Below are 18191 nucleotides of genomic sequence, written 5' to 3'. Positions count from 1 at the left end.
TTCACCGCTGGATGGCCAGCCCCGCAGCCTCCCAATTAAGCAAAGCCCTACGCATCCGCGTAGGGCTTTTTGCTTTGCGCTTATTGCAGTCCAAGTTACAACAAATGGCCTATAAGATACAAAAAAGCCCGCTGAGCGGGCTTGTTGTGGCATCAATTGCGATGCAGACTACCGTGCACATCATAGCGCCAATCGGCATTTTGCAGTGCTTTTAGGTGATCAGACGCTTGTTCTGCCTCTAATGCATTAATAAAGTGGCCATTTTTGTCTAAAAAAATCAGCCACTGCTTAGCTGTTTTATCAATATCAGCATCGCTGACAAAAATATGCATGCCCAGATAGTGGCCAGTATTGCCTCGCCATCCGTGCTGCACCTTAAAAACATAGCGGCTTTGATAGTCTGGGTGCAGGTAGTTAGCTTGCTGCACTGCGCTTAATTGCTGCCTGTCTGCAACATTAGCCCAGGCGATGGCATGGCTACCTTCTATCAAGGCGAGTGTCTGTTGTTGCGCCTGCTTGACTTGCGATGCACTAACCGAGCTTTTATCACTAAGAGGCTTACTCAGTGGTGTGGCTATTTCAAGCGAAAATAAGGCTAAGTCATAGCTATCCTGCAGCGTTTGAAATGCTACAACGTCAGCACAATTTTTCAGCGTTAATATATTTTGCTTAAGATCTGCTGTCAGCTTTGGATCGGCATTAAGTAAATATTGGATATCTGCACTATGCACTTTTTGTTGCAGCAATTGTTGAAGCTTTAGGCGCTGATTATCCGGGGGCAATGCTGCATCAGCCAGGTCTGTATCTGCTTGCTTGCACTGCTGATAAAACCGGCGAAGCTCTTCTGAATAAAGCGCACTGCTGATAGCGGATTGTAGCGTTCTTCGCTCTGAACCAGAAAAAGTTGCCGTAGTAACAGGCATGGATAAAATGCCCAGCAGCGGAATAATAGAGATCATCTAGATAAGTACCCATTACAGAATATCTGCACCTTAGCCTGATTGACAGAAAAAAGGAAGCCGAAGTAGCTTCAGCTAGCGGAGGGGGGCAGTTTTTTGGGCTGATATAAATTCTGTAATATGCTGGCGAAACAGTGCCAGCGCGGAATTTTTGTTGTTAAAACCATATTGTGTAAGTAGATCAGGCCAACTGCTATGTTGCCAGTAGAGGCTACAAAGTGGCGCTGCCAACTCTGGCTGCAAGACGCGGTAGTGCCTGCAAAACCAGCGCTGCAGAATAGGGTCAATCAACTCGTAGGGCCTTTGGTTACGACAAAAGAGTGCTAACTGCTGCAATTCGGCCTCTGTTAGTGCCGGGATATCTGGCAAAGGTGTTGCCAATTGTAGTGCAAGACTGGCACTTAGCTGCGGATATTGGCCTGATAATGTCAGAAACAGGTTATGGCCAAACTGCCGGTTAAGTTGTGGTACTACCTCGCCATCTGCGGTAACGGGTTTTAGCATCAGTATGGAGTATTCTGCGCTGGCTTTATCTGAGCTGACCCCAAGGCGTATGGCCACATAGTCATTGAGCTGCCAGAACTGCAGCAGCTCTGTGCTAACGCCAAAGCTGGTACCAAGAAAATGGATGTTTTGCTGTTTGGCTTGTTGGCTAACAAACACAAGCAGTTTTGTTCCCAGGCCCTGCTTTTGTAACACCGGCTGCACAGCAATCCGCATTATGCGCCATAAGCTCAAGCTGGCAAGTTTAGGCTGAGCCAGGTGAAACGCCAGGCTTTGTGCCAGTAAATGGCCTTGTACACGGCGTTCACCGAGGTATATCTGATTAGCCAGCTCTGGCGGAATATCGCCCTCACTACTGATTAACACACAAGCCAGCACCTGGCTGTGTTGCTCCAGTGTCATGACCTGTAGCTGGGGGTTATCCAGCAGGGCGGCTAGATCTTTAATCTGAGTTTGATAATGTGCCAGGCTTAGCAGGCTAAATACTTGCTGCAGCTTGTTGGTGTTGTTCAGCCAATCTTTGGCCTGATAAGTCACCGCGCAGAGTTCATTATTCGCGGAATAGGTCAGTTCATTGCTGCTTTGCCGTAACAAAAAACAATTAAAGACTAATTGCTCCAGCGGGTCGGCCTGTTGATAGCGGATGGGCTGTTGTATTTGTAGTTTGCGCCAGCCGGGGCATTGCTGATTAAGATACTGCTGGAAGCGCAGCTGAAAGCCCCTGCCTGTGCCCTCATACCCATGCTCTGTAGTAGCAAATACGATGCGGCTAAAACGTTGCAGTAATTGTTGCAACACCGGCGTGGGTATAGTGGCCGCTTCATCGACTAATAACAGGTCGGCGGTTTGAGTACTACGCAGCAGTTCATCAAACGGAATAAACTGCAGGTTACTCTGTTGTGCTGCAGGAGCGAGCTGCGAAAAATGCGTTAAGGCAGTAGCCGCAGCTTGCGGTGACGCAGCAGTAATAAGCAGTTGTTTACCCTGTGCTGCCAGTTGTGCCGCAGCAATACCCAATGCTGCCGATTTTCCGCGGCCACGATCAGCTGCCAGCACCAGTGGGCGGCGGCGATGGCCACTAACAACGTGTAAGATTGCCGCAATTGCACCTTGTTGCTCTGCGGTAACGCAGGGTGCTGGGGCCTGATTGGGCTGTGCCATGGCTGGCCAGCTTAGCGGATCTGTAACATGTTGCTCATTAATAAAAAGCGCATTTTGCTGTTGTAACTGAGCAAGCAAGAATGACAAAAAGCCGCCCTGATGCGTAGCGGCATCCAGAGGGTAAGGTAACAGACTCTTATGCGCCGGATTAGCTTGTTGTTGCCACTTTGCAAACGGTGGGCAGAGCAGCAACCAGATACCGCCGGCTTTAACGCAACCGGCTGAAGCTGCTACCAGATCGGCGTTAAAGCCGCTGAACGCATTGATCACTAAAATATCGCATTCACTGCCTAGCAACTGATAATTGTGTTTGCCGGTTAAGTTAACGGCATCGGCAGGCGCCTCAGCACCAAGCCAATACAGCTTGTCATAGCCAATAGTGCTCAGCAGTGCCGTAGTGTGCGCCAGCAGAGACTCTGCTGTACCCTGCCAAATAACCGGCAAACGGATATGCAGCTGCGCGGCTTGTTGCTGCCACTGTTGTAGCTGAGCCAGCAGCGCAGTTAGCGGCATTTAGCCAACCGCCTGCAGCCGGGCATAAGCCGTGACCAGCCACTTGCTGCCCAGATCGTCGAAATTCACCTGAATGCGCGACTGGCTGCCGGTGCCTTCATAGTTAAGCACGGTACCTTCGCCGAATTTATCGTGCAACACCCGCTGGCCCAGCTTAAATCCGGTATTTTCAAAAGCGACGTGCGAGGCGGCGCTGCCAAAGCGGTTAAATTGGGTGGGCCGGCTAACCTGAGTGGTCAGGCGGATTTCTTCTACGTATTCCGCCGGAATTTCACGGATAAAGCGTGACGGCTTATGGTATTGCTCCTGACCATATAAACGACGGCTTTCGGCATGGGTTAAGTACAGCTTTTTCATTGCCCGCGTCATGCCGACATAACACAGCCGGCGCTCTTCTTCTAACCGGGTTGGGTCGTCGCCACTTTGCTGGCTGGGGAACATGCCTTCTTCCAGGCCGCAGATAAACACCAGCGGAAACTCCAGCCCTTTGGCACTGTGCAATGTCATCAATTGCACAGCATCCGAGTGCTCTTCGGCCTGGTACTCACCGGCTTCCAGCGCAGCTTGAGATAAAAAAGCCGCCAGTGGTGTCATATCTTCAGCGCGGCGCTCATCAAAGTTCTGACAAGCGGTAATCAGCTCGTTTAAGTTTTCAATCCGCGTTTCGGCTTTCTCGCCCTTTTCTGCCTGATACATAGCATATAAACCAGACTGCTTAATGGCATGTTCGGCTTGCTCATGCAGCGGTAACTCTTTCACCTGAGTATCTAACTGCTCAATTAACTGCATAAAGTTATCGATGGCAGAGGCGGCGCGCCCGGTAAGCAGCTTTTGCGCCAGCATTTGCTGCAGGCTTTGCCACAGTGTTTGCTGCTGAGCGCGGGAGTGCTCACGTACTTTATTTAACGTGGTATCACCAATGCCGCGCACCGGCGTATTAATAACACGTTCGAGGGCGGCGTCATCCTGGCGGTTATGCAGCAGGCGCAGGTAGGCCAGCGCATCTTTAATTTCCTGACGCTCATAAAAGCGCAGGCCGCCGTAAATACGATAGTGCAAACCTTCCTGAATTAACGCTTCTTCCAGTACCCGCGACTGGGCGTTGTTGCGGTATAAAATTGCTGCTTCGCTTAAGCGATCGCCCTGTTTGTGCCAATCGCGGATACGGCCGACAATAAAGCGCGCTTCGTCCAGCTCGTTAAAGGCGGTATATAAGGAAATAACTTCGCCCTGAGCGCCGTCAGTCCATAAGTCTTTGCCGAGGCGACCAGTGTTATTGGCAATCACAGCATTAGCGGCTTTTAAGATGGTTTCAGTAGAGCGGTAGTTTTGCTCCAGCCGCACGGTTTCAACGTCCGGGAAGTCTTTTAAGAAGGTTTGGATATTCTCTACCCGGGCACCACGCCAGCCATAAATAGACTGGTCATCGTCACCCACAATCATCACTTTGGCAGTGCTGCCGGCTAACAGGCGCAGCCACTGGTACTGAATGGCGTTGGTATCCTGAAACTCGTCGACCAGAATATGGCGAAAACGCTGCTGATAATGGCCGCGTACTTCGCTGTTTTGTTTTAACAGCTCAAAGCTGCGCAAAAGTATTTCGGCAAAGTCGACTAAACCTGCGCGGTCGCACATATCCTGATAAGCGGCGTAAATTTTTACCATCTGCTGCAGACTGAAATCGCCGGCGGCGTCGATCATGCCAGGGCGCAGGCCATCGTCTTTGCGGGCATTAATAAACCACTGAATTTGCTTTGGCGGCCAGTGTTTTTCATCCAGGTTCAGTGCTTTTAATACCCGCTTTACCAGCCGGTACTGATCGTCGCTGTCGATGATTTGAAAGCCCTGCGGCAAGCCGGCTTCCTGATAATGCGCCCGCAGCATTCGGTGCGACAAACCATGAAAGGTACCCATCCACAGGTTGTTTAAACTGACGCCTATGGTGCTTTCAATCCGGCTGCGCATTTCTTGCGAGGCTTTATTAGTAAAGGTTACCGCCAGCAAGCTGTAAGGCGCCACCCGTTCTACCTGCATTAACCAGGCTAATCGATGCACCAGCACGCGGGTTTTGCCACTGCCAGCCCCGGCCAGCACCAGCATATGTTGCGGTGATGCTGCCACCGCATCGTGTTGTTTATCGTTCAGCCCGTCCAGCAGGTAAGATACATCCATCAGAAAGTCTCGCTAAGCACAATGGCGGCCATTATAGCAGCCCTACGCCTTGCGCCAAGTAAAGTGAACTGCTTTTAGTGGATAAATAACCAGTTGTACTAATAAGAGAATAAGACTAAATGTTAAATATGTGTTTTTATTAGGTTGATGTTTTGCAGTGAGGTTTTTATACTGAGTTTCTAAAATTGAGGGAGTATCGAAAATGGCAGGGATTGAAGAGTGTAAGGCGTTGTGTGAAGACAATAAATTTTTGGCAGTGTTAGATGTTGCCAGAGGTAACCTCGGTATGCAGACAAGGTTAGCGCATGATCCTTTAACTGCAGATCCAATCAGAAAGCACAGATTTATCGGCCTTGTTGTTAGAAAGGACAAAAATGGTGAATATAAATTAGGGACGATAGGGACTGACGCATGGGATGGGCGCGAGTGCTTTCAAAATGGACTGGTTTGTACTTGGCGGGATATTTTCCAAGAAGTTGCTATTGTTGTCGCGGCACCGCCAAGTTATAGATTGACCAGTATTATGGGGCGAGTAACTGTCCATGACTGCAAACAGCTTTCCAGAAAAACTCAAACTCCCGTTTTTCTCGTTGGTACAGGTATGGATGCACTAAAATCTGTTTTTTACTGTGATGAGAGTACTTTCAAAAGGTTTAAATAATAATGAAATCGTTATATCTGGCTGTGTTAATTTTGTTGTCAGGATGCATTCATGCAACTGAAAAGTTTGACGCGGATGCATTTTACGGTAGCTCTGAGATACATCCCTCAAGTCTGATACAGTTGATTAGCAACCCTAATAATTTTTTAAATAAAAGAGTTACGGTTAACGGTTACTTTGCTAGTGCCGGTGATAGTTGGTTATACCTGACTTCTGAGCACGCCACAGTGCGTGACATACTGTCAGCAGTGAACATTTTAGATGACACTGAAACCGGTGAACTTAATGACACGGAATGTAACAATGGTTGGGTAGAAGTACACGGGTACTATCTTGCGGTGTTTAATAAAGAGCGCCGGGAGGTTCAAGGACGGTTAATTGTTGACCGGATGTACTCTTATACTAAGGGCAAGCATTGCTGGGAAAGAAAAAAGGCGTTTCCCTTAGAAATGCTCAATTGAGTGGTAAAAAGGTAATATGAATCAGATTCATACCTTATCAGCTGCTTTAGTGCTCGTTGGCGCACTCTTTCCTGTGTTATATGCTGCTTCAGAGCCAAAAACCTATCAGTTGCAAACTTCCGTCATTAGGTTAATTGCGGCGCCGGAAGAGCATTATGATAAAAATATTGTCGTAGATGGTATCTTTATTGGTTACAGTGAAAATAATCTTTTTTTCGACGAGCGGCACGCAGAATATTTATTACGCCCAATGAGTATTAATGTTCTAGATGACTCTGAAGACGAAGAGGGAAGTTTGTCTGTTTCGACGTGTAATGGTGAGTGGGTTGAACTATGGGGTACTTTTATTAAAGCCGTAGATCCAGACATTAGTTACTTTAAAGGTCGTTTAGTTGTTGATAAGGCCGTGTTACATAAAAATGGCGATACCTGCTGGCAGCGCACAAAGCCTTCATTTTTGGAGCAGAGAAAGTAGGCTTTTCACACCCTAGTTGGATAATAAATGCTTCAACTGCTGCACATCAGTAAGGCGGATATGCGGCAGTACTGGCACATTACTTTGATAGTGATCCAACCATGCCGCCTGACAACCGGCGCTTAGCGCGCCCATCACATCAGCGCGGTGGCTGTCGCCAATATGCAGTATTTGCGCAGGGGCTACCTGCAAGCGTGCAGCGGCTGTCATAAATAAATCGGTATAGGGTTTCATCCTGCCATCAGGGCCAGCCTGCAAACTGAATGCAAATAATTCGCCGATCCCCATTTTATTAATACAGGCATTACCATTGGTAATGGCGATTAAACGATACTGTTTTGCCAGCACACAGAGTAGCTGCGTTACTTCGGGCGACACGGTTATCCTGGTGCGGGCATCAAGAAAAGCAGCGTAACCTTGTTCGGCAGCGCGCCGCGCTTCAGTGCGGGGCAAGCCCAATTCAAGCAGACCGGCTTCAATACCCAGCAGACGCCAGCGGCCAACATCATGACGGATCTCAGGCTCAATACTGGCCAGCTTTAAGCGCTGCTGCCACCAAAACGCACTGTCTGTGGCTTTACTGGCCGGAGCCTGTTGCGCCAAAGCGTTCAGCATAGCCTGTTCGGCTGCGTCGATAACCGGTTTGTTGTCGTACAAAGTATCGTCTAAATCAAACGACAATACGCTAACCGGGCTTAGTGCTTTAAATAATTGCATATTCGCTACCATGTTGATGGCTGAAACACCTGCTGCCAGTTTACTGCCGCCAGATACTGGCTAAACCAGCTTAACGCCTGGCCATGGCTGTGTTTTTGCCACGCCATATACACCGGCACTTTGTCTCTGGGTATACTGCTGGCTTTGGCGATTAGTTCACCGCGTGCCAGTTCTTCGCTGATCAGATGGCGTGGCACAAAGCCGATACCCAAGCCTTGTTTTTGCGCGTCTATTTTTGCCTGCATATTACTGACAATAACGCGCTGCCGGGTATCGAACAAGCCGGACGATCGCTTGGGCGCGTCCAGTGCCGAGTCGGCTACAACAATGGCGGCAAACTGTTGTACATCTTCGATGCCAACAATGCGATCCAGCGCCGCCAACTGATGATGCGGCGCTACGACAAACACAAATTCCGCTTCACCCAGCGGCAGCAAATTAAACTGGCCCTTGGGTAAATCGCCGGATACACCAACGGCAATATCAGCCCGACCGGTTTGCAATGCTTCCCAGCCGCCGGCCATCACTTCTTCTTTTACCAGCACCTGGGTAATTTTGCCCAGCTGCAAAAACTGACCAATTACATCCAGCAGCGGAGCATTCGGAATAATGCTGTCTTTGGCAATCATTAGCTGGGTTTCCCAGCCGGTATCCAGCTGCTTTACCGCATTTTGCAGCTGGTTAGCGGCATGCAACAAGGTACGGCCCTGCTCCAGCAGCAACTGCCCGGCCGGGGTTAACTGGGCCCGCTGTTTGCTGCGGTCAAATAAAGCTACGCCTAAATCAGACTCCAGCTTGGCAATGGTGTAGCTCAAGGCTGAAGGCACCTTGTACAGCGCTTCAGCTGCGGCGGCAAAGCTGCCCTTGCGCTCTATCGCGTCCAGTGCGCGTAAAGCGTCTAAACTCAGTACGTTATGCATAGCAGGCTCATTTAAAGCTAAATTCAAATATTTTGAATAGTGTAGTCAAAACATTGCGCTTTTGCCGCAAAAATTATTTGGCTATAGTGACTACATCGACGCAAAGTGTGCTGTCGAGAGGCAGTAAACTTAACTTTAAACAATTTGACAGGTGACATTATGGCTACTTCAATCGTAAACAAAATTTTAAGCTCAAACGCCGGCATAGCTGCTTTAGCATTACGGGTTCCGGTTGGTATTATCTTTGCCGCCCACGGTGCGCAAAAATTGTTTGGCTGGTTTGGCGGCTACGGCCTGGAAGGTACCGGTGGCTGGATGGATAGCATAGGTTTATCACCGGGTATTGTAATGGCGTTTTTGGCCGGCGCAGCCGAGTTTTTCGGCGGTATCGCGCTGGTTCTGGGCCTGTTAACCCGCCCGGCCGCGCTGGCGCTAAGTATTGCCATGGTAGTAGCAATAGTGGCCGTGCATCTGCCAAACGGTATGTTTATGAGCAGTAACGGCTACGAATTTGGTTTAGCCTTACTGGCAGCCAGCGTATCGCTGCTGTTTAGCGGCGCCGGTAAAGCCTCAGTAGATAACTTGCTGGCGAAGCGGTTTAGCTAAGACTAAGTAATAAATAAAAGCGCCCGGTTCTGCCGGGCGTTTTTATTGGAGAGCTAAAAAAGGGAATCGGCTTGCCCTAAACCAACCGTTGAAGGCATGGATGCCTGAATCGAGCCTATAGGGACATATTCATGGCGTGTTGGTGTGGGCAAACCGGTTCCCGTGCAGGAGGCATAGCAAGATGTTGTTAGTTGGATTTCTTCTTTGCTCTTGGATGGGCGTTATCGTATACCTTAGCCAGGTGGGCGAAATCCAAGTGAGTGTAAACCTGGGTGGTGCTCAGGTTGGCGTGGCCTAAGAGTTCCTGCACGGCGCGTAAGTCCTGGCTGGACTCCAGCATATGGCTGGCGAACGAGTGGCGCAGCATATGCGGGTGTACGTGCTGGTTTAAGCCTTGTTGTTTGGCCCATAACTGTACCCGCTCGCGCACATGGCGGGTGCTGATACGTTTATGCTGCTTGCTGATAAATAGCGCATTGGCATCCTCTTCTGGCAGCTTGGCGCTAAACGCCGGCCGTTGTTTTAACCAGTCTTGTAAAGCGGCCAGCGCAATTTTACCTACCGGTACTATTCGTTGCTTACTGCCTTTACCTGTCACCCGCAGTAACTGCTGTTGCCAGTCGATATCGCTGATATCGGCATTGACCAGTTCTTCCAGCCGTAAACCGGATGAATAGAACAGCTCCAGCATGGCTTTATCGCGACAGGCGAGAATATCGTCATTGCTGTCAAAACTCAGCAGGTGGTTTAGCTGATCCACATTAAGGTTTTTTGGCAGGCTGCGTGCGGCCTTGGGTACTGATAAATACTGCGCCGGGTTATCACTGCGTTTATCTTGCGCCTGCATAAAGCGGTAAAAGCTGCGTAGCGCTGCTACTTTTAACGCTATGGTGCGTGGTTTGGCACCGCTGCGGCGTAGGCTAACAATATGCTGTTTTAACTGATCTTCTGTGATATTAAGCCAGTGGGCATCCGCATCAGCGATACTCAGCGCCAGTTGCTGTAACTGGCGCTGATAACTGTCCAGCGTTTTGCTGCTGTAGCCGCGCTCAAATTGTAAATACTGTAAGAAAGCCTGCAGCGGCTGTTGCCACTGCGGCGATAACGGGGTGTCAGGCTGCGTCATAACCCGGTAACAGCTGGGCTAAAATGCTGGCCAGATGGCTTATAAACAGCTTATCCATTGATGGCTGGAAGTGATCGTCCTGCTCGCTGCCAAAGGCCAGTAAAGCCAGCGGTTGCTGCTGGCTACTGATCAGGATCAGCGCCACCGAGTGAATATGCGAGGGAAACAAACCCTGTTGTTCTTCTTTATTTAACCGGCCTAAATAAATACCGTGCTGGTTAAGCCGGCGTGACAGCAACAACTGAAACGGGTTACGGCTTTGCTCGTCACTAAAGCGCAGTAACCGGCATTCCTGTACATAAGGCATGGCGGCAGCAAATTGTTGCAGGCTGTCTTGCGCATCCTGCAGGTTAGTTGCCTGATGCAACTGTGCCTGCAACTGGTTAAACGCCAGAAATATTTGTTCATTTTGCCGTGCGACTGACATTAACCGGGTAATGTCGTCTTCCAGCGCCTGAATTTTCTCGCGCTGCAGCTCCAACTGGCGCTCTACCAGCGACACACTGCCACGTTGCTGATGCGGTAAGCGTAGGTTGGCCAGCAGCTGTGGGTATTGCTGAAAAAATTCCGGGTGATCCTGCAGGTAGTCGTACACCACATGGGCGGCCAGCAGGTCTTTGTCCTTGGTAAGGCTATCTGTCATAGCTGTATTTGTCCGTCATAAACATGTTCTGCCGGGCCGGTCATTTTTACCGGTTGGCCCGGGCCATTCCAGCGAATTTGCAGGCTGCCGCCGGGTAAGTCTACCCGTACCTGCTGCTGTAATTTTTTTTGTAACTGGCCTACCACTACGGCAGCGCAAGCGCCTGTGCCACAAGCCAGTGTTTCGCCAGCACCGCGCTCCCATACTCGCAGTTTAATATGGCCTGGGGCGACTATTTGCATAAAACCAATATTGGCGCGCTCAGGGAAGCGTTCGTGGTGTTCAAACAATGGCCCTTGCTGGTGTACCAACGCCGTGCCGACATCGTCGACTTCTACCACAGCATGCGGGTTGCCCATCGATACTACGCCACAAAGAATAGTGTGTTCTTCTGCGCGCAGTATGTAGGTAATTTCCTGTTTTTGTGCTTTAAACGGCACCCGTGCCGGGTCCAGCTGTGGCACGCCCATATTTACTGTAACCTGGCCATCAGCCTCAACATACAGCATTATTTTGCCGGATTTGGTGCTAACGCCAATTTTATGCTTATTGGTTAAACCCCTGGCGCGGACAAACTTAGCAAAGCAGCGTGCGCCATTACCACATTGTTCTACTTCCGAGCCGTCGGCGTTGAAAATGCGGTAGTGGAAATCCAGCTCCGGATCATAAGGTGGCTCTACCATCAACAGCTGGTCAAAGCCAATACCGGTATTACGGTTTGCCAGTGCTTTAATCTGCTCTTTGGTCAGAAATACATTCTGGCTTACCGCGTCGACCATCATAAAGTCGTTACCCAGGCCGTGCATTTTGGTGAAATGTAGCAACATCAGCGCCCTTAATTAGTCGGTAATGATCTGTTCGCCACGCCATAAATCCTGCCATTGTTCGCGGGCACGGATTAAATGCACTTTTTCGCCATCAACCAGTACCTCGGCGGCACGTGGGCGGCTGTTGTAGTTTGAACTCATGGTAAAACCGTAGGCACCGGCTGAACGCACGGCGAGTAAATCGCCCTGAGCTATGGCCAGTTCGCGGTCTTTACCAAGAAAATCACCGGTTTCGCACACCGGGCCGACAATATCGTACAGTGCCGGTTTCGCCGTGGTGTTAATTTCCAGCGGCACTATCGCCTGCCAGGCACTGTATAGCGCCGGGCGGATTAAGTCGTTCATGGCGGCATCAACAATGGCGAAGTTTTTTTCCTGCCCCGGCTTTAAAAATTCTACTTTGGTCAGTAATACACCGGCATTGGCCATAATGGCGCGGCCGGGTTCCATTATCAGTTCCAGCTGTGGGTAGCTTTTTAGCCGTTCTACCACTTTACCAAGGTAATCGGCCGGCGAGGGCGGAGTTTCTTTATCGTAAGTTACGCCAAGGCCGCCGCCGATATCAATATGCTTTAACGCTATGCCATCAGTGGCCAAATCATCAATTAACGTCAGCAGCTTTTCCAATGCATCTAAAAACGGTTGGGTTTCAGTTAACTGCGAGCCAATGTGGCAATCTACACCTACTACCTCAAGGTGGCTGTAACCGGCGGCTTTCCGATAAATATCGCGGGCCAGCAGGATATCAATACCAAATTTATTGGCTTTTAAACCGGTAGAAATATAAGGGTGGGTTTTGGCGTCGATATCCGGGTTAACCCGGATAGAAATGGCAGCTTTTTTATCAATGCGGCTGGCCACCAGTTGCAGGCGGTCCAGTTCGGCAATAGATTCCACATTAAAGCACTTAATACCCAGTTCCAGCGCAAAACGCATTTCATCTTCCGTTTTAGCCACACCGGAGAACACCACTTTTTTCGCATCGCCACCGGCGGCAATTACCCGGCGCAACTCTCCGCCGGATACAATGTCAAAGCCGCTGCCCAGTTTGGCCAGCAGGTTTAAAATAGCCAGGTTGCTATTGGCTTTTACTGCGTAACACACCAAGCTATGCGGATGCTTTGATGCTGCGCTGGCAAAAGCCTGATAATGCTGGGCAATGGTAGCGCGTGAGTAAACATAGCAGGGCGTGCCAAATTCGGCAGCAATGCTGCTTAAGGGTTGGTGTTCCGCAAACAGGCGGTTTTGCTGATAATTAAAATGGTCCACGTTGTTCATCCGTTGGTTGGGTTGGATTAGCGTTGTTTTGCTGCGGTTCTGCCACTTCAGGTGCCGGTTGTGGTAAGGTAAGCGGACCTTTTTGACCACAAGCACTCAGCATGCTGCACAGCATAATGGCGGCAGCAACAGTTAACAGCGGACCTTTGGTTGTAAAAGCGTGCATGATGTTATTTTTTTATGGTGGTTGCGCTCTATAATCGCATCCTTGGCGATAAAAGCAAACAGGTGAAGCAGATGAATGACCTAGAATATGATGAATTGGCCGACAATACGCTGTTGGCAGTAGAGCAGGCGGTAGAAGATGCCGATGCTGATCTGGATTATGAATCGCATGGCGGCTTGCTTAGTATCAGCTTTGCCGACCGCAGCAAAATTATTATCAATAAGCAGCCGCCGCTGCACCAGCTGTGGGTGGCAACAAAATTTAACGGCCACCATTTTGAATGGCATGGCGATAAGTGGATTGATAACCGCACGGGGGCCGAATTCTGGCAACTGTTGAATGATGCTGCTGCTAAGCAGGCGGGTAAGCCTCTTGATCTGGCGCCTTAAGCGCGCTGACGTTTTGGAATGGTGTAATGGCGTTACTTCCTTTTGTTGATGTTAAAGCGCAGGGCGACACCCGCTCTGCAGTAGTATGGCTGCATGGTCTGGGCGATTCCGGCCACGGTTTTTCGCCTATAGTACCCGAGCTGCGGTTACCGGCAGATGCCGGTGTACGGTTTTTATTTCCGCATGCGCCAGAGCGCCCGGTTACCGTTAATGGCGGCATGCGGATGCGCGCCTGGTACGATATAAAAACCATGGATTTAGCCAACCGCGCCGACGAAGACGGCGTGCGTGAATCTGCCGCTGCAGTGCAGCAATTGCTGGATAAACTGATTCGCGATGGTATCAGCAGCGAGCGCATTATTCTGGCCGGTTTTAGCCAGGGCGGCGTTATAGCGCTGCATTTATTACCGCGTTTGCCGTATAAGCTGGCTGGCGTAATGGCGTTGTCTACCTATATGTGCGCGCCAGACAAGTTAAAACAAGAAGCTAGCAGCACAAATAAAGCCACTCCGGTTTTAATCGCGCACGGCAGCCAGGACCCGGTAGTGCCCATGGCAGCAGGGCAGCAGGCATTTCATACCCTGAAAAATACCGGTTTTAATGTCAGCTGGCACGAATACCGGATGCCGCACAGCGTATGTGCGCAGGAAGTGGCCGATATCAGCAGTTTTATTCAGCGGCGTTTACTGAACCCGATAGCAGGTTAATATGAACAACATTCGTATCGCAACGCGCAAAAGTGCGCTGGCGCTTTGGCAGGCAGAGTATGTTAAAGCTGAGCTGCTTCGCCATCATCCGCACCTGACAGTAGAACTGGTGCCGATGTCGACGCAGGGCGACAAAATTCTTGATACCCCGCTGGCCAAAATTGGCGGCAAAGGCTTGTTTGTTAAAGAGCTGGAACAGGCCATGCTGGAAGGGCGTGCTGATATTGCTGTGCACAGTATGAAAGATGTGCCGGTGGATTTCCCGCCTGGCTTGATGCTGCACACTATATGCCCGCGGGAAAACCCGCAGGATGCTTTTGTTTCTAATCATTTTAAAAGCTTAGATCAACTGCCGTACGGCGCCGTGGTGGGTACATCCAGCTTGCGCCGGCAGTGCCAGATAAAAGCCTGGCGGCCAGATTTAACTGTGCGCGACTTGCGCGGGAATGTTAATACCCGCCTGGCGAAGCTCGATAACGGCGAGTTTGCCGCTATTATTCTGGCCGCAGCAGGTTTGATCCGGCTGGGCTTTGAGCAGCGGATAGCCAGCTTAATGCCGGTAGAAACCAGCCTGCCAGCCAACGGCCAGGGCGCAGTAGGTATTGAATGTCGCAGCGATGATATTGCCGTGCAGCAACTGCTGACACCGCTGGAACACGCGCCAACCCGCAGTTGCGTGCTGGCCGAGCGCGCCATGAACCGTAAACTGCAAGGCGGTTGCCAGGTGCCTATTGGTGCTTTTGCCGTAATAGAAGGCGATAGTCTGTGGTTGCGTGGCTTAGTGGGGGCCGTGGATGGTAGCGAAATTATCCGCCATCAGTTGCGTGGCCCGGTAGCACAGGGCGAACAGCTAGGTGCCGAACTGGCAGAATACCTGCTGTCACAAGGTGCAGACCGTATTTTACAGGCGGTATATCAGGCTGCGCCATGACAGAGCGCACAGCAACAGAGGCCATACCGTTTTTAATTACCCGGCCGGCCGGTAAGGCAGATAACCTGCTGGCCTCGCTGGACGAAAGCGGCATTGCCTATTTGTATCAGCCGCTGATCACCACTGCCCAGATGGCGCTGAAATCGCAGGATCAACAGTTTTTGCAACACGCCGATATGCTGGTGTTTGTTAGCGTCAGTGCGGTAAGTTGTCTGCAAAATCAAACTGATGCTGCTTTACTTAACGCACCTTTATTTGCCGTAGGCCACACTACTGCATCGGCGTTACAGCGCTGGCTGGCGCGTGAAGTAATAGTACCTGAAGATCAGCGCAGTGAAGGCTTGTTGCAATTACCGCAGTTGCAACAGGTGGCAGGTAAACAAATAGTGGTAGTGCGTGGCAATGCCGGTCGCGAACTGATTAAGCAGGGCCTGGTAGCCCGCGGCGCAACAGTACGCTATGTACAAAGCTATAAACGCGTGCCGCTGCCGCTGGACGGCGCTTTGCTGTGCCAGCAGTGGCAGCTGGCGGGCATTCGTTGTATTGTGGCTACCAGCAATGAGATTTTACAGCAGTTATTCAGTGTGATCAGCGCCGGGCATCACCACTGGTTGCAACAGTGTGACTGGGTGCTGGTTAGTCCACGGATGCAAGACAGTGCTTTAGCGCTTGGTATCGCTGCTGAGCGTATTACGCTTGCCGATAATGCCAATGACAGTGCGTTACTGGCTGCAATAAGCCAGCTTAAGAGGGAATATCAATGAGTGACACCTTAGAGCGTGCAACAGAAGGGCGCGCAACAGAAATGGACGCGCCATTGCAGCAGTTAAAGCAACAAATAGAAACCGAACCTACTGTTCGCAGCAAGGGCAGCTTTACTGGTGGTTTAAGTTTATTGCTGGTACTGGCGCTGGGGGGCGGTTTAGCCGCAGGCGGTTACTACTGGGCATGGCCTCAATGGCAAAATTTGCAGCAGCAAACGCATACTTTGCAACAAAATCAGCAACGCTTAACCGATCAAAGCCAGCAACAACAAGACAGCAGCACACAACTGCAACAGCAGTTGCAAACAGAACAACAGCAGCGGCTGGCGCAGCTTGAGCAAAACCTGGTGCAACAACAGCAACAACTGGCAGCACAAAGCCAGGCACAAATTCAGGCGCTACGGCAGTTAGTGCAAGAGCGTGACAGTGCACCACCAAGACACTGGTTACTGGCAGAAGTAGAATATCTGCTGCAACTAGCGTCACAAAAAGTCTGGTTAGAGCAGGATTTCGCCACCGCCCGTTCATTATTGGCCAGTGCCGATGAAAAGCTGGCTAATCTGGACGACCCATCATTGTTACCAGTGCGCCAGGCTATAGCAGCAGACAACGAGCAACTAAGCCATATTACCCAGCCAGACCTAGCTAAAGTACATATTCAGCTGCAGCAAATGCGTAAGTTAACTATGACATTGCCGTTAAAGCAGCAGGACAAAGCCGCCCAACCTGAGCTTAAACCAGACACCGATATCCAGAACTGGCGCCAGACGCTGGGCTATTATTGGCAGCAAAGCTGGAGCAAATTAATTCAGGTGCGCACCGCAGTACCAGAAGATTACTTTAGTTTAACCGCCGAACAACAGCTGATGCTACGTGTGAGCTTAAATCAGCAGTTGCTGCTGGCGGAGCTGGCGGCAATGCAAAAACAGCCGCCGGTATATGCTGCAGCATTGCAGCAAGCCAGTGATCAGCTGCAACGTTATTTTAGCAGCGAAGATGAAACTGTGATGCAGTTAAGCCAGCAACTGGCCTCGCTGGCAGCGGTTGACATTGCAGTACCGCAGACATCGCCGTTAACCAGCCTGGCACAACTGCAGCAATATCAGCAACAACTGACGGAGAGCGGCTTATGATCCGCTGGCTATTGCTCATTCTGGTGCTTGCAGCAGCAATGCTGCTTGGGCCTTCGCTGGTAAACAACCCCGGCTATATCAAAGTGATTCTGGCCGGGCGGGTATTTGAAATGACCGCGCTGGGTTTAATCGTCGCGCTGGTATTAGCGGGTGTAGTAGTGTGGTTAGTGACTATGCTGCTGCGTAAATTATTGCGTTTACAGCATCTGTCATTTAACTTTTTCCGCTGGCGCCGCCAGCGTAAAGCCCAGCAGGCATTTGAGTTAGGGCTACAGGCTTATGCCAAACAGCAATGGCAACTGGCCAGCCAGCATTTAACCAAAGCCTGTGCCGATGACTTTATGCACAGCGAAAAGCGCCTGATGGCCGCTTATGCTGCGTTTTATGCCGGTAATGTCGCTTTGGCCAACAGCCATATTGAAACCATGACCGAAGACAACAGCAGTACGGCTTTTATCCAGGCTGATTTACAGCTACAGCAAGGCCAGGCCGCGCAGGCGTGTGTTTTGCTTGCCGAGAAAGTTAAAGCCGATACCGAAGATAAAGGTCTGGGCCAGTTGTATTTATATGCACTGCAGCAAGCCGGACAATGGCAGCAATTATTGCAGATGATACCGGCGGCGATTAATCAACAATGGTTTGATAAAGATAAATGGCAGCAACAGCGCTTTAATATTTATCCGGCGGCAATAAGCCAGCTAAGCCAGCAACAGCGTTTTGATGAAAGCGCAGAGTACTGGCAAAATTTACCGGCCAAAGAGCGTAAATCTACTGCCGCCAATATTGGCCGCGCCTGGGCACTGGCGCAAAGTGGCCAGAATGATGCGGCCGAAAAGCTGTTGCTAAGCCATTTACAACTGGCCGAGCTGCCGCAGTTGTTGCCTTACATCCGGCAAATACCGCTGGGTAAGTCGGTGCTGAAATTACGTAAACAAACCCAAAGCTGGTTGCGTGATCACGGCAGCAATGGCTATTTATATGCGCTGCTTGCCTATTTAGCACAGCAGGAAGGCGAGCTGGAGCAAGCCGAACTGGCACTGCAAAAAGCCCGGCAATACGAGCCCAAACTTGGTTGATA

General features: G+C 50.5%; 20 protein-coding genes. 10 read left to right on the top strand and 10 right to left on the bottom strand.

Going from position 1 to position 18191, the window contains the following annotated elements; translation table 11 throughout:
- Window positions 1–152 precede the first annotated feature (152 nt).
- The 3 genes from MJX74_RS21030 to uvrD form a co-directional block, all read right to left on the bottom strand.
- On the bottom strand, window positions 153–959 hold the full coding sequence (locus MJX74_RS21030; RefSeq protein ID WP_240225019.1) for a hypothetical protein: 807 nt from the start codon (window positions 957–959) through the stop codon (window positions 153–155).
- Window positions 960–1034: 75 nt separating this feature from the next.
- Window positions 1035–3137, bottom strand: coding sequence for a tRNA(Met) cytidine acetyltransferase TmcA (locus tag MJX74_RS21025; protein WP_240225018.1), 2103 nt, complete (start codon window positions 3135–3137; stop codon window positions 1035–1037).
- Window positions 3138–5309, bottom strand: coding sequence for a DNA helicase II (uvrD, locus tag MJX74_RS21020; RefSeq protein WP_240225017.1), 2172 nt, complete (start codon window positions 5307–5309; stop codon window positions 3138–3140).
- Window positions 5310–5511: 202 nt separating this feature from the next.
- On the opposite strand from uvrD, the gene MJX74_RS21015 reads away from it, so the two are divergent.
- The 3 genes from MJX74_RS21015 to MJX74_RS21005 are packed head-to-tail and all read left to right on the top strand — an operon-like array spanning window position 5512 to window position 6906.
- Window positions 5512–5970, top strand: coding sequence for a hypothetical protein (locus tag MJX74_RS21015; protein ID WP_240225016.1), 459 nt, complete (start codon window positions 5512–5514; stop codon window positions 5968–5970).
- Window positions 5971–5972: 2 nt separating this feature from the next.
- Entirely contained in the window at window positions 5973–6431 is a 459-nt protein-coding gene (locus MJX74_RS21010; RefSeq protein ID WP_240225015.1) for a hypothetical protein, read from the top strand.
- Window positions 6432–6447: 16 nt separating this feature from the next.
- Entirely contained in the window at window positions 6448–6906 is a 459-nt protein-coding gene (locus tag MJX74_RS21005) for a hypothetical protein (protein ID WP_240225014.1), read from the top strand.
- Between the two features lie 12 nt (window positions 6907–6918).
- On the opposite strand, the gene MJX74_RS21000 is transcribed toward MJX74_RS21005, so the two are convergent.
- Both MJX74_RS21000 and MJX74_RS20995 read right to left on the bottom strand, forming a co-directional pair.
- Window positions 6919–7623 (bottom strand): HAD-IA family hydrolase, encoded by a 705-nt coding sequence (locus tag MJX74_RS21000; protein WP_240225013.1) that lies wholly within the window; start codon window positions 7621–7623, stop codon window positions 6919–6921.
- A gap of 5 nt (window positions 7624–7628) precedes the next feature.
- A complete protein-coding gene (locus MJX74_RS20995) occupies window positions 7629–8543 on the bottom strand; it encodes a LysR family transcriptional regulator (RefSeq protein WP_240225012.1) in 915 nt (304 codons plus the stop codon).
- 159 nt (window positions 8544–8702) lie between these two features.
- Between MJX74_RS20995 and MJX74_RS20990 the strand changes: the two genes are divergently transcribed.
- Window positions 8703–9149 carry a DoxX family protein gene (locus MJX74_RS20990; protein WP_240225011.1) on the top strand — a complete coding sequence of 149 codons (447 nt, stop codon included), beginning with the start codon at window positions 8703–8705 and terminating at the stop codon, window positions 9147–9149.
- 187 nt (window positions 9150–9336) lie between these two features.
- Here the strand turns inward: MJX74_RS20990 and xerC are convergent, their stop codons facing one another.
- From xerC to lptM, 5 genes are read right to left on the bottom strand one after another with little or no spacing between them, the layout of a single operon-like run.
- The gene (gene xerC, locus MJX74_RS20985) at window positions 9337–10275 is read right to left on the bottom strand and encodes a tyrosine recombinase XerC (RefSeq protein WP_240225010.1); all 939 of its coding nucleotides are present in this window, start codon (window positions 10273–10275) and stop codon (window positions 9337–9339) included.
- Entirely contained in the window at window positions 10262–10918 is a 657-nt protein-coding gene (locus MJX74_RS20980) for a DUF484 family protein (protein ID WP_240225009.1), read from the bottom strand. Before MJX74_RS20980 ends, xerC begins: the two co-directional genes overlap by 14 nt.
- Window positions 10915–11745: a diaminopimelate epimerase gene (gene dapF, locus MJX74_RS20975; RefSeq protein WP_068237721.1), complete on the bottom strand. Its 831-nt coding sequence runs from the start codon at window positions 11743–11745 to the stop codon at window positions 10915–10917. The genes MJX74_RS20980 and dapF overlap by 4 nt, the downstream gene beginning before the upstream one ends.
- A gap of 12 nt (window positions 11746–11757) precedes the next feature.
- On the bottom strand, window positions 11758–13014 hold the full coding sequence (gene lysA, locus MJX74_RS20970; RefSeq protein WP_240225008.1) for a diaminopimelate decarboxylase: 1257 nt from the start codon (window positions 13012–13014) through the stop codon (window positions 11758–11760).
- A complete protein-coding gene (gene lptM, locus MJX74_RS20965; RefSeq protein ID WP_068237718.1) occupies window positions 13001–13189 on the bottom strand; it encodes an LPS translocon maturation chaperone LptM in 189 nt (62 codons plus the stop codon). Before lptM ends, lysA begins: the two co-directional genes overlap by 14 nt.
- Window positions 13190–13260: 71 nt before the next feature.
- Here lptM and cyaY point away from each other — a divergent pair, with 71 nt between their 5' ends.
- From cyaY to MJX74_RS20935, 6 genes are read left to right on the top strand one after another with little or no spacing between them, the layout of a single operon-like run.
- Window positions 13261–13578: an iron donor protein CyaY gene (gene cyaY / locus MJX74_RS20960; protein WP_068237789.1), complete on the top strand. Its 318-nt coding sequence runs from the start codon at window positions 13261–13263 to the stop codon at window positions 13576–13578.
- Between the two features lie 26 nt (window positions 13579–13604).
- Window positions 13605–14285 (top strand): alpha/beta hydrolase, encoded by a 681-nt coding sequence (locus tag MJX74_RS20955; RefSeq protein WP_240225007.1) that lies wholly within the window; start codon window positions 13605–13607, stop codon window positions 14283–14285.
- A 1-nt stretch (window position 14286) separates the two neighbouring features.
- Window positions 14287–15216 carry a hydroxymethylbilane synthase gene (gene hemC, locus MJX74_RS20950; protein WP_240225006.1) on the top strand — a complete coding sequence of 310 codons (930 nt, stop codon included), beginning with the start codon at window positions 14287–14289 and terminating at the stop codon, window positions 15214–15216.
- The gene (locus tag MJX74_RS20945) at window positions 15213–15980 is read left to right on the top strand and encodes a uroporphyrinogen-III synthase (protein ID WP_240225005.1); all 768 of its coding nucleotides are present in this window, start codon (window positions 15213–15215) and stop codon (window positions 15978–15980) included. The genes hemC and MJX74_RS20945 overlap by 4 nt, the downstream gene beginning before the upstream one ends.
- Window positions 15977–17113: a uroporphyrinogen-III C-methyltransferase gene (locus MJX74_RS20940; RefSeq protein ID WP_240225004.1), complete on the top strand. Its 1137-nt coding sequence runs from the start codon at window positions 15977–15979 to the stop codon at window positions 17111–17113. The genes MJX74_RS20945 and MJX74_RS20940 overlap by 4 nt, the downstream gene beginning before the upstream one ends.
- Window positions 17110–18189, top strand: coding sequence for a heme biosynthesis HemY N-terminal domain-containing protein (locus MJX74_RS20935; protein WP_240225003.1), 1080 nt, complete (start codon window positions 17110–17112; stop codon window positions 18187–18189). Before MJX74_RS20940 ends, MJX74_RS20935 begins: the two co-directional genes overlap by 4 nt.
- Window positions 18190–18191: the final 2 nt, after the last annotated feature.

The organism is Rheinheimera hassiensis, from assembly GCF_022436675.1.
In the GTDB taxonomy this organism is placed as follows: domain Bacteria; phylum Pseudomonadota; class Gammaproteobacteria; order Enterobacterales; family Alteromonadaceae; genus Alishewanella; species Alishewanella hassiensis.
The sequence above is the reverse complement of the archived record's forward strand: the minus strand, read 5'-3'. Positions and strand labels throughout refer to the sequence as shown.

What these genes read in the sequence shown, in the direction of transcription:
- MJX74_RS21030 (WP_240225019.1), bottom strand. Translation starts at nt 959, where the DNA reads ATGATCTCTATTATTCCGCTGCTGGGCATTTTATCCATGCCTGTTACT.
- MJX74_RS21025 (WP_240225018.1), bottom strand. Translation starts at nt 3,137, where the DNA reads ATGCCGCTAACTGCGCTGCTGGCTCAGCTACAACAGTGGCAGCAACAA.
- uvrD (WP_240225017.1), bottom strand. Translation starts at nt 5,309, where the DNA reads ATGGATGTATCTTACCTGCTGGACGGGCTGAACGATAAACAACACGAT.
- MJX74_RS21015 (WP_240225016.1), top strand. Translation starts at nt 5,512, where the DNA reads ATGGCAGGGATTGAAGAGTGTAAGGCGTTGTGTGAAGACAATAAATTT.
- MJX74_RS21010 (WP_240225015.1), top strand. Translation starts at nt 5,973, where the DNA reads ATGAAATCGTTATATCTGGCTGTGTTAATTTTGTTGTCAGGATGCATT.
- MJX74_RS21005 (WP_240225014.1), top strand. Translation starts at nt 6,448, where the DNA reads ATGAATCAGATTCATACCTTATCAGCTGCTTTAGTGCTCGTTGGCGCA.
- MJX74_RS21000 (WP_240225013.1), bottom strand. Translation starts at nt 7,623, where the DNA reads ATGCAATTATTTAAAGCACTAAGCCCGGTTAGCGTATTGTCGTTTGAT.
- MJX74_RS20995 (WP_240225012.1), bottom strand. Translation starts at nt 8,543, where the DNA reads ATGCATAACGTACTGAGTTTAGACGCTTTACGCGCACTGGACGCGATA.
- MJX74_RS20990 (WP_240225011.1), top strand. Translation starts at nt 8,703, where the DNA reads ATGGCTACTTCAATCGTAAACAAAATTTTAAGCTCAAACGCCGGCATA.
- xerC (WP_240225010.1), bottom strand. Translation starts at nt 10,275, where the DNA reads ATGACGCAGCCTGACACCCCGTTATCGCCGCAGTGGCAACAGCCGCTG.
- MJX74_RS20980 (WP_240225009.1), bottom strand. Translation starts at nt 10,918, where the DNA reads ATGACAGATAGCCTTACCAAGGACAAAGACCTGCTGGCCGCCCATGTG.
- dapF (WP_068237721.1), bottom strand. Translation starts at nt 11,745, where the DNA reads ATGTTGCTACATTTCACCAAAATGCACGGCCTGGGTAACGACTTTATG.
- lptM (WP_068237718.1), bottom strand. Translation starts at nt 13,189, where the DNA reads ATGCACGCTTTTACAACCAAAGGTCCGCTGTTAACTGTTGCTGCCGCC.
- cyaY (WP_068237789.1), top strand. Translation starts at nt 13,261, where the DNA reads ATGAATGACCTAGAATATGATGAATTGGCCGACAATACGCTGTTGGCA.
- MJX74_RS20955 (WP_240225007.1), top strand. Translation starts at nt 13,605, where the DNA reads ATGGCGTTACTTCCTTTTGTTGATGTTAAAGCGCAGGGCGACACCCGC.
- hemC (WP_240225006.1), top strand. Translation starts at nt 14,287, where the DNA reads ATGAACAACATTCGTATCGCAACGCGCAAAAGTGCGCTGGCGCTTTGG.
- MJX74_RS20945 (WP_240225005.1), top strand. Translation starts at nt 15,213, where the DNA reads ATGACAGAGCGCACAGCAACAGAGGCCATACCGTTTTTAATTACCCGG.
- MJX74_RS20940 (WP_240225004.1), top strand. Translation starts at nt 15,977, where the DNA reads ATGAGTGACACCTTAGAGCGTGCAACAGAAGGGCGCGCAACAGAAATG.
- MJX74_RS20935 (WP_240225003.1), top strand. Translation starts at nt 17,110, where the DNA reads ATGATCCGCTGGCTATTGCTCATTCTGGTGCTTGCAGCAGCAATGCTG.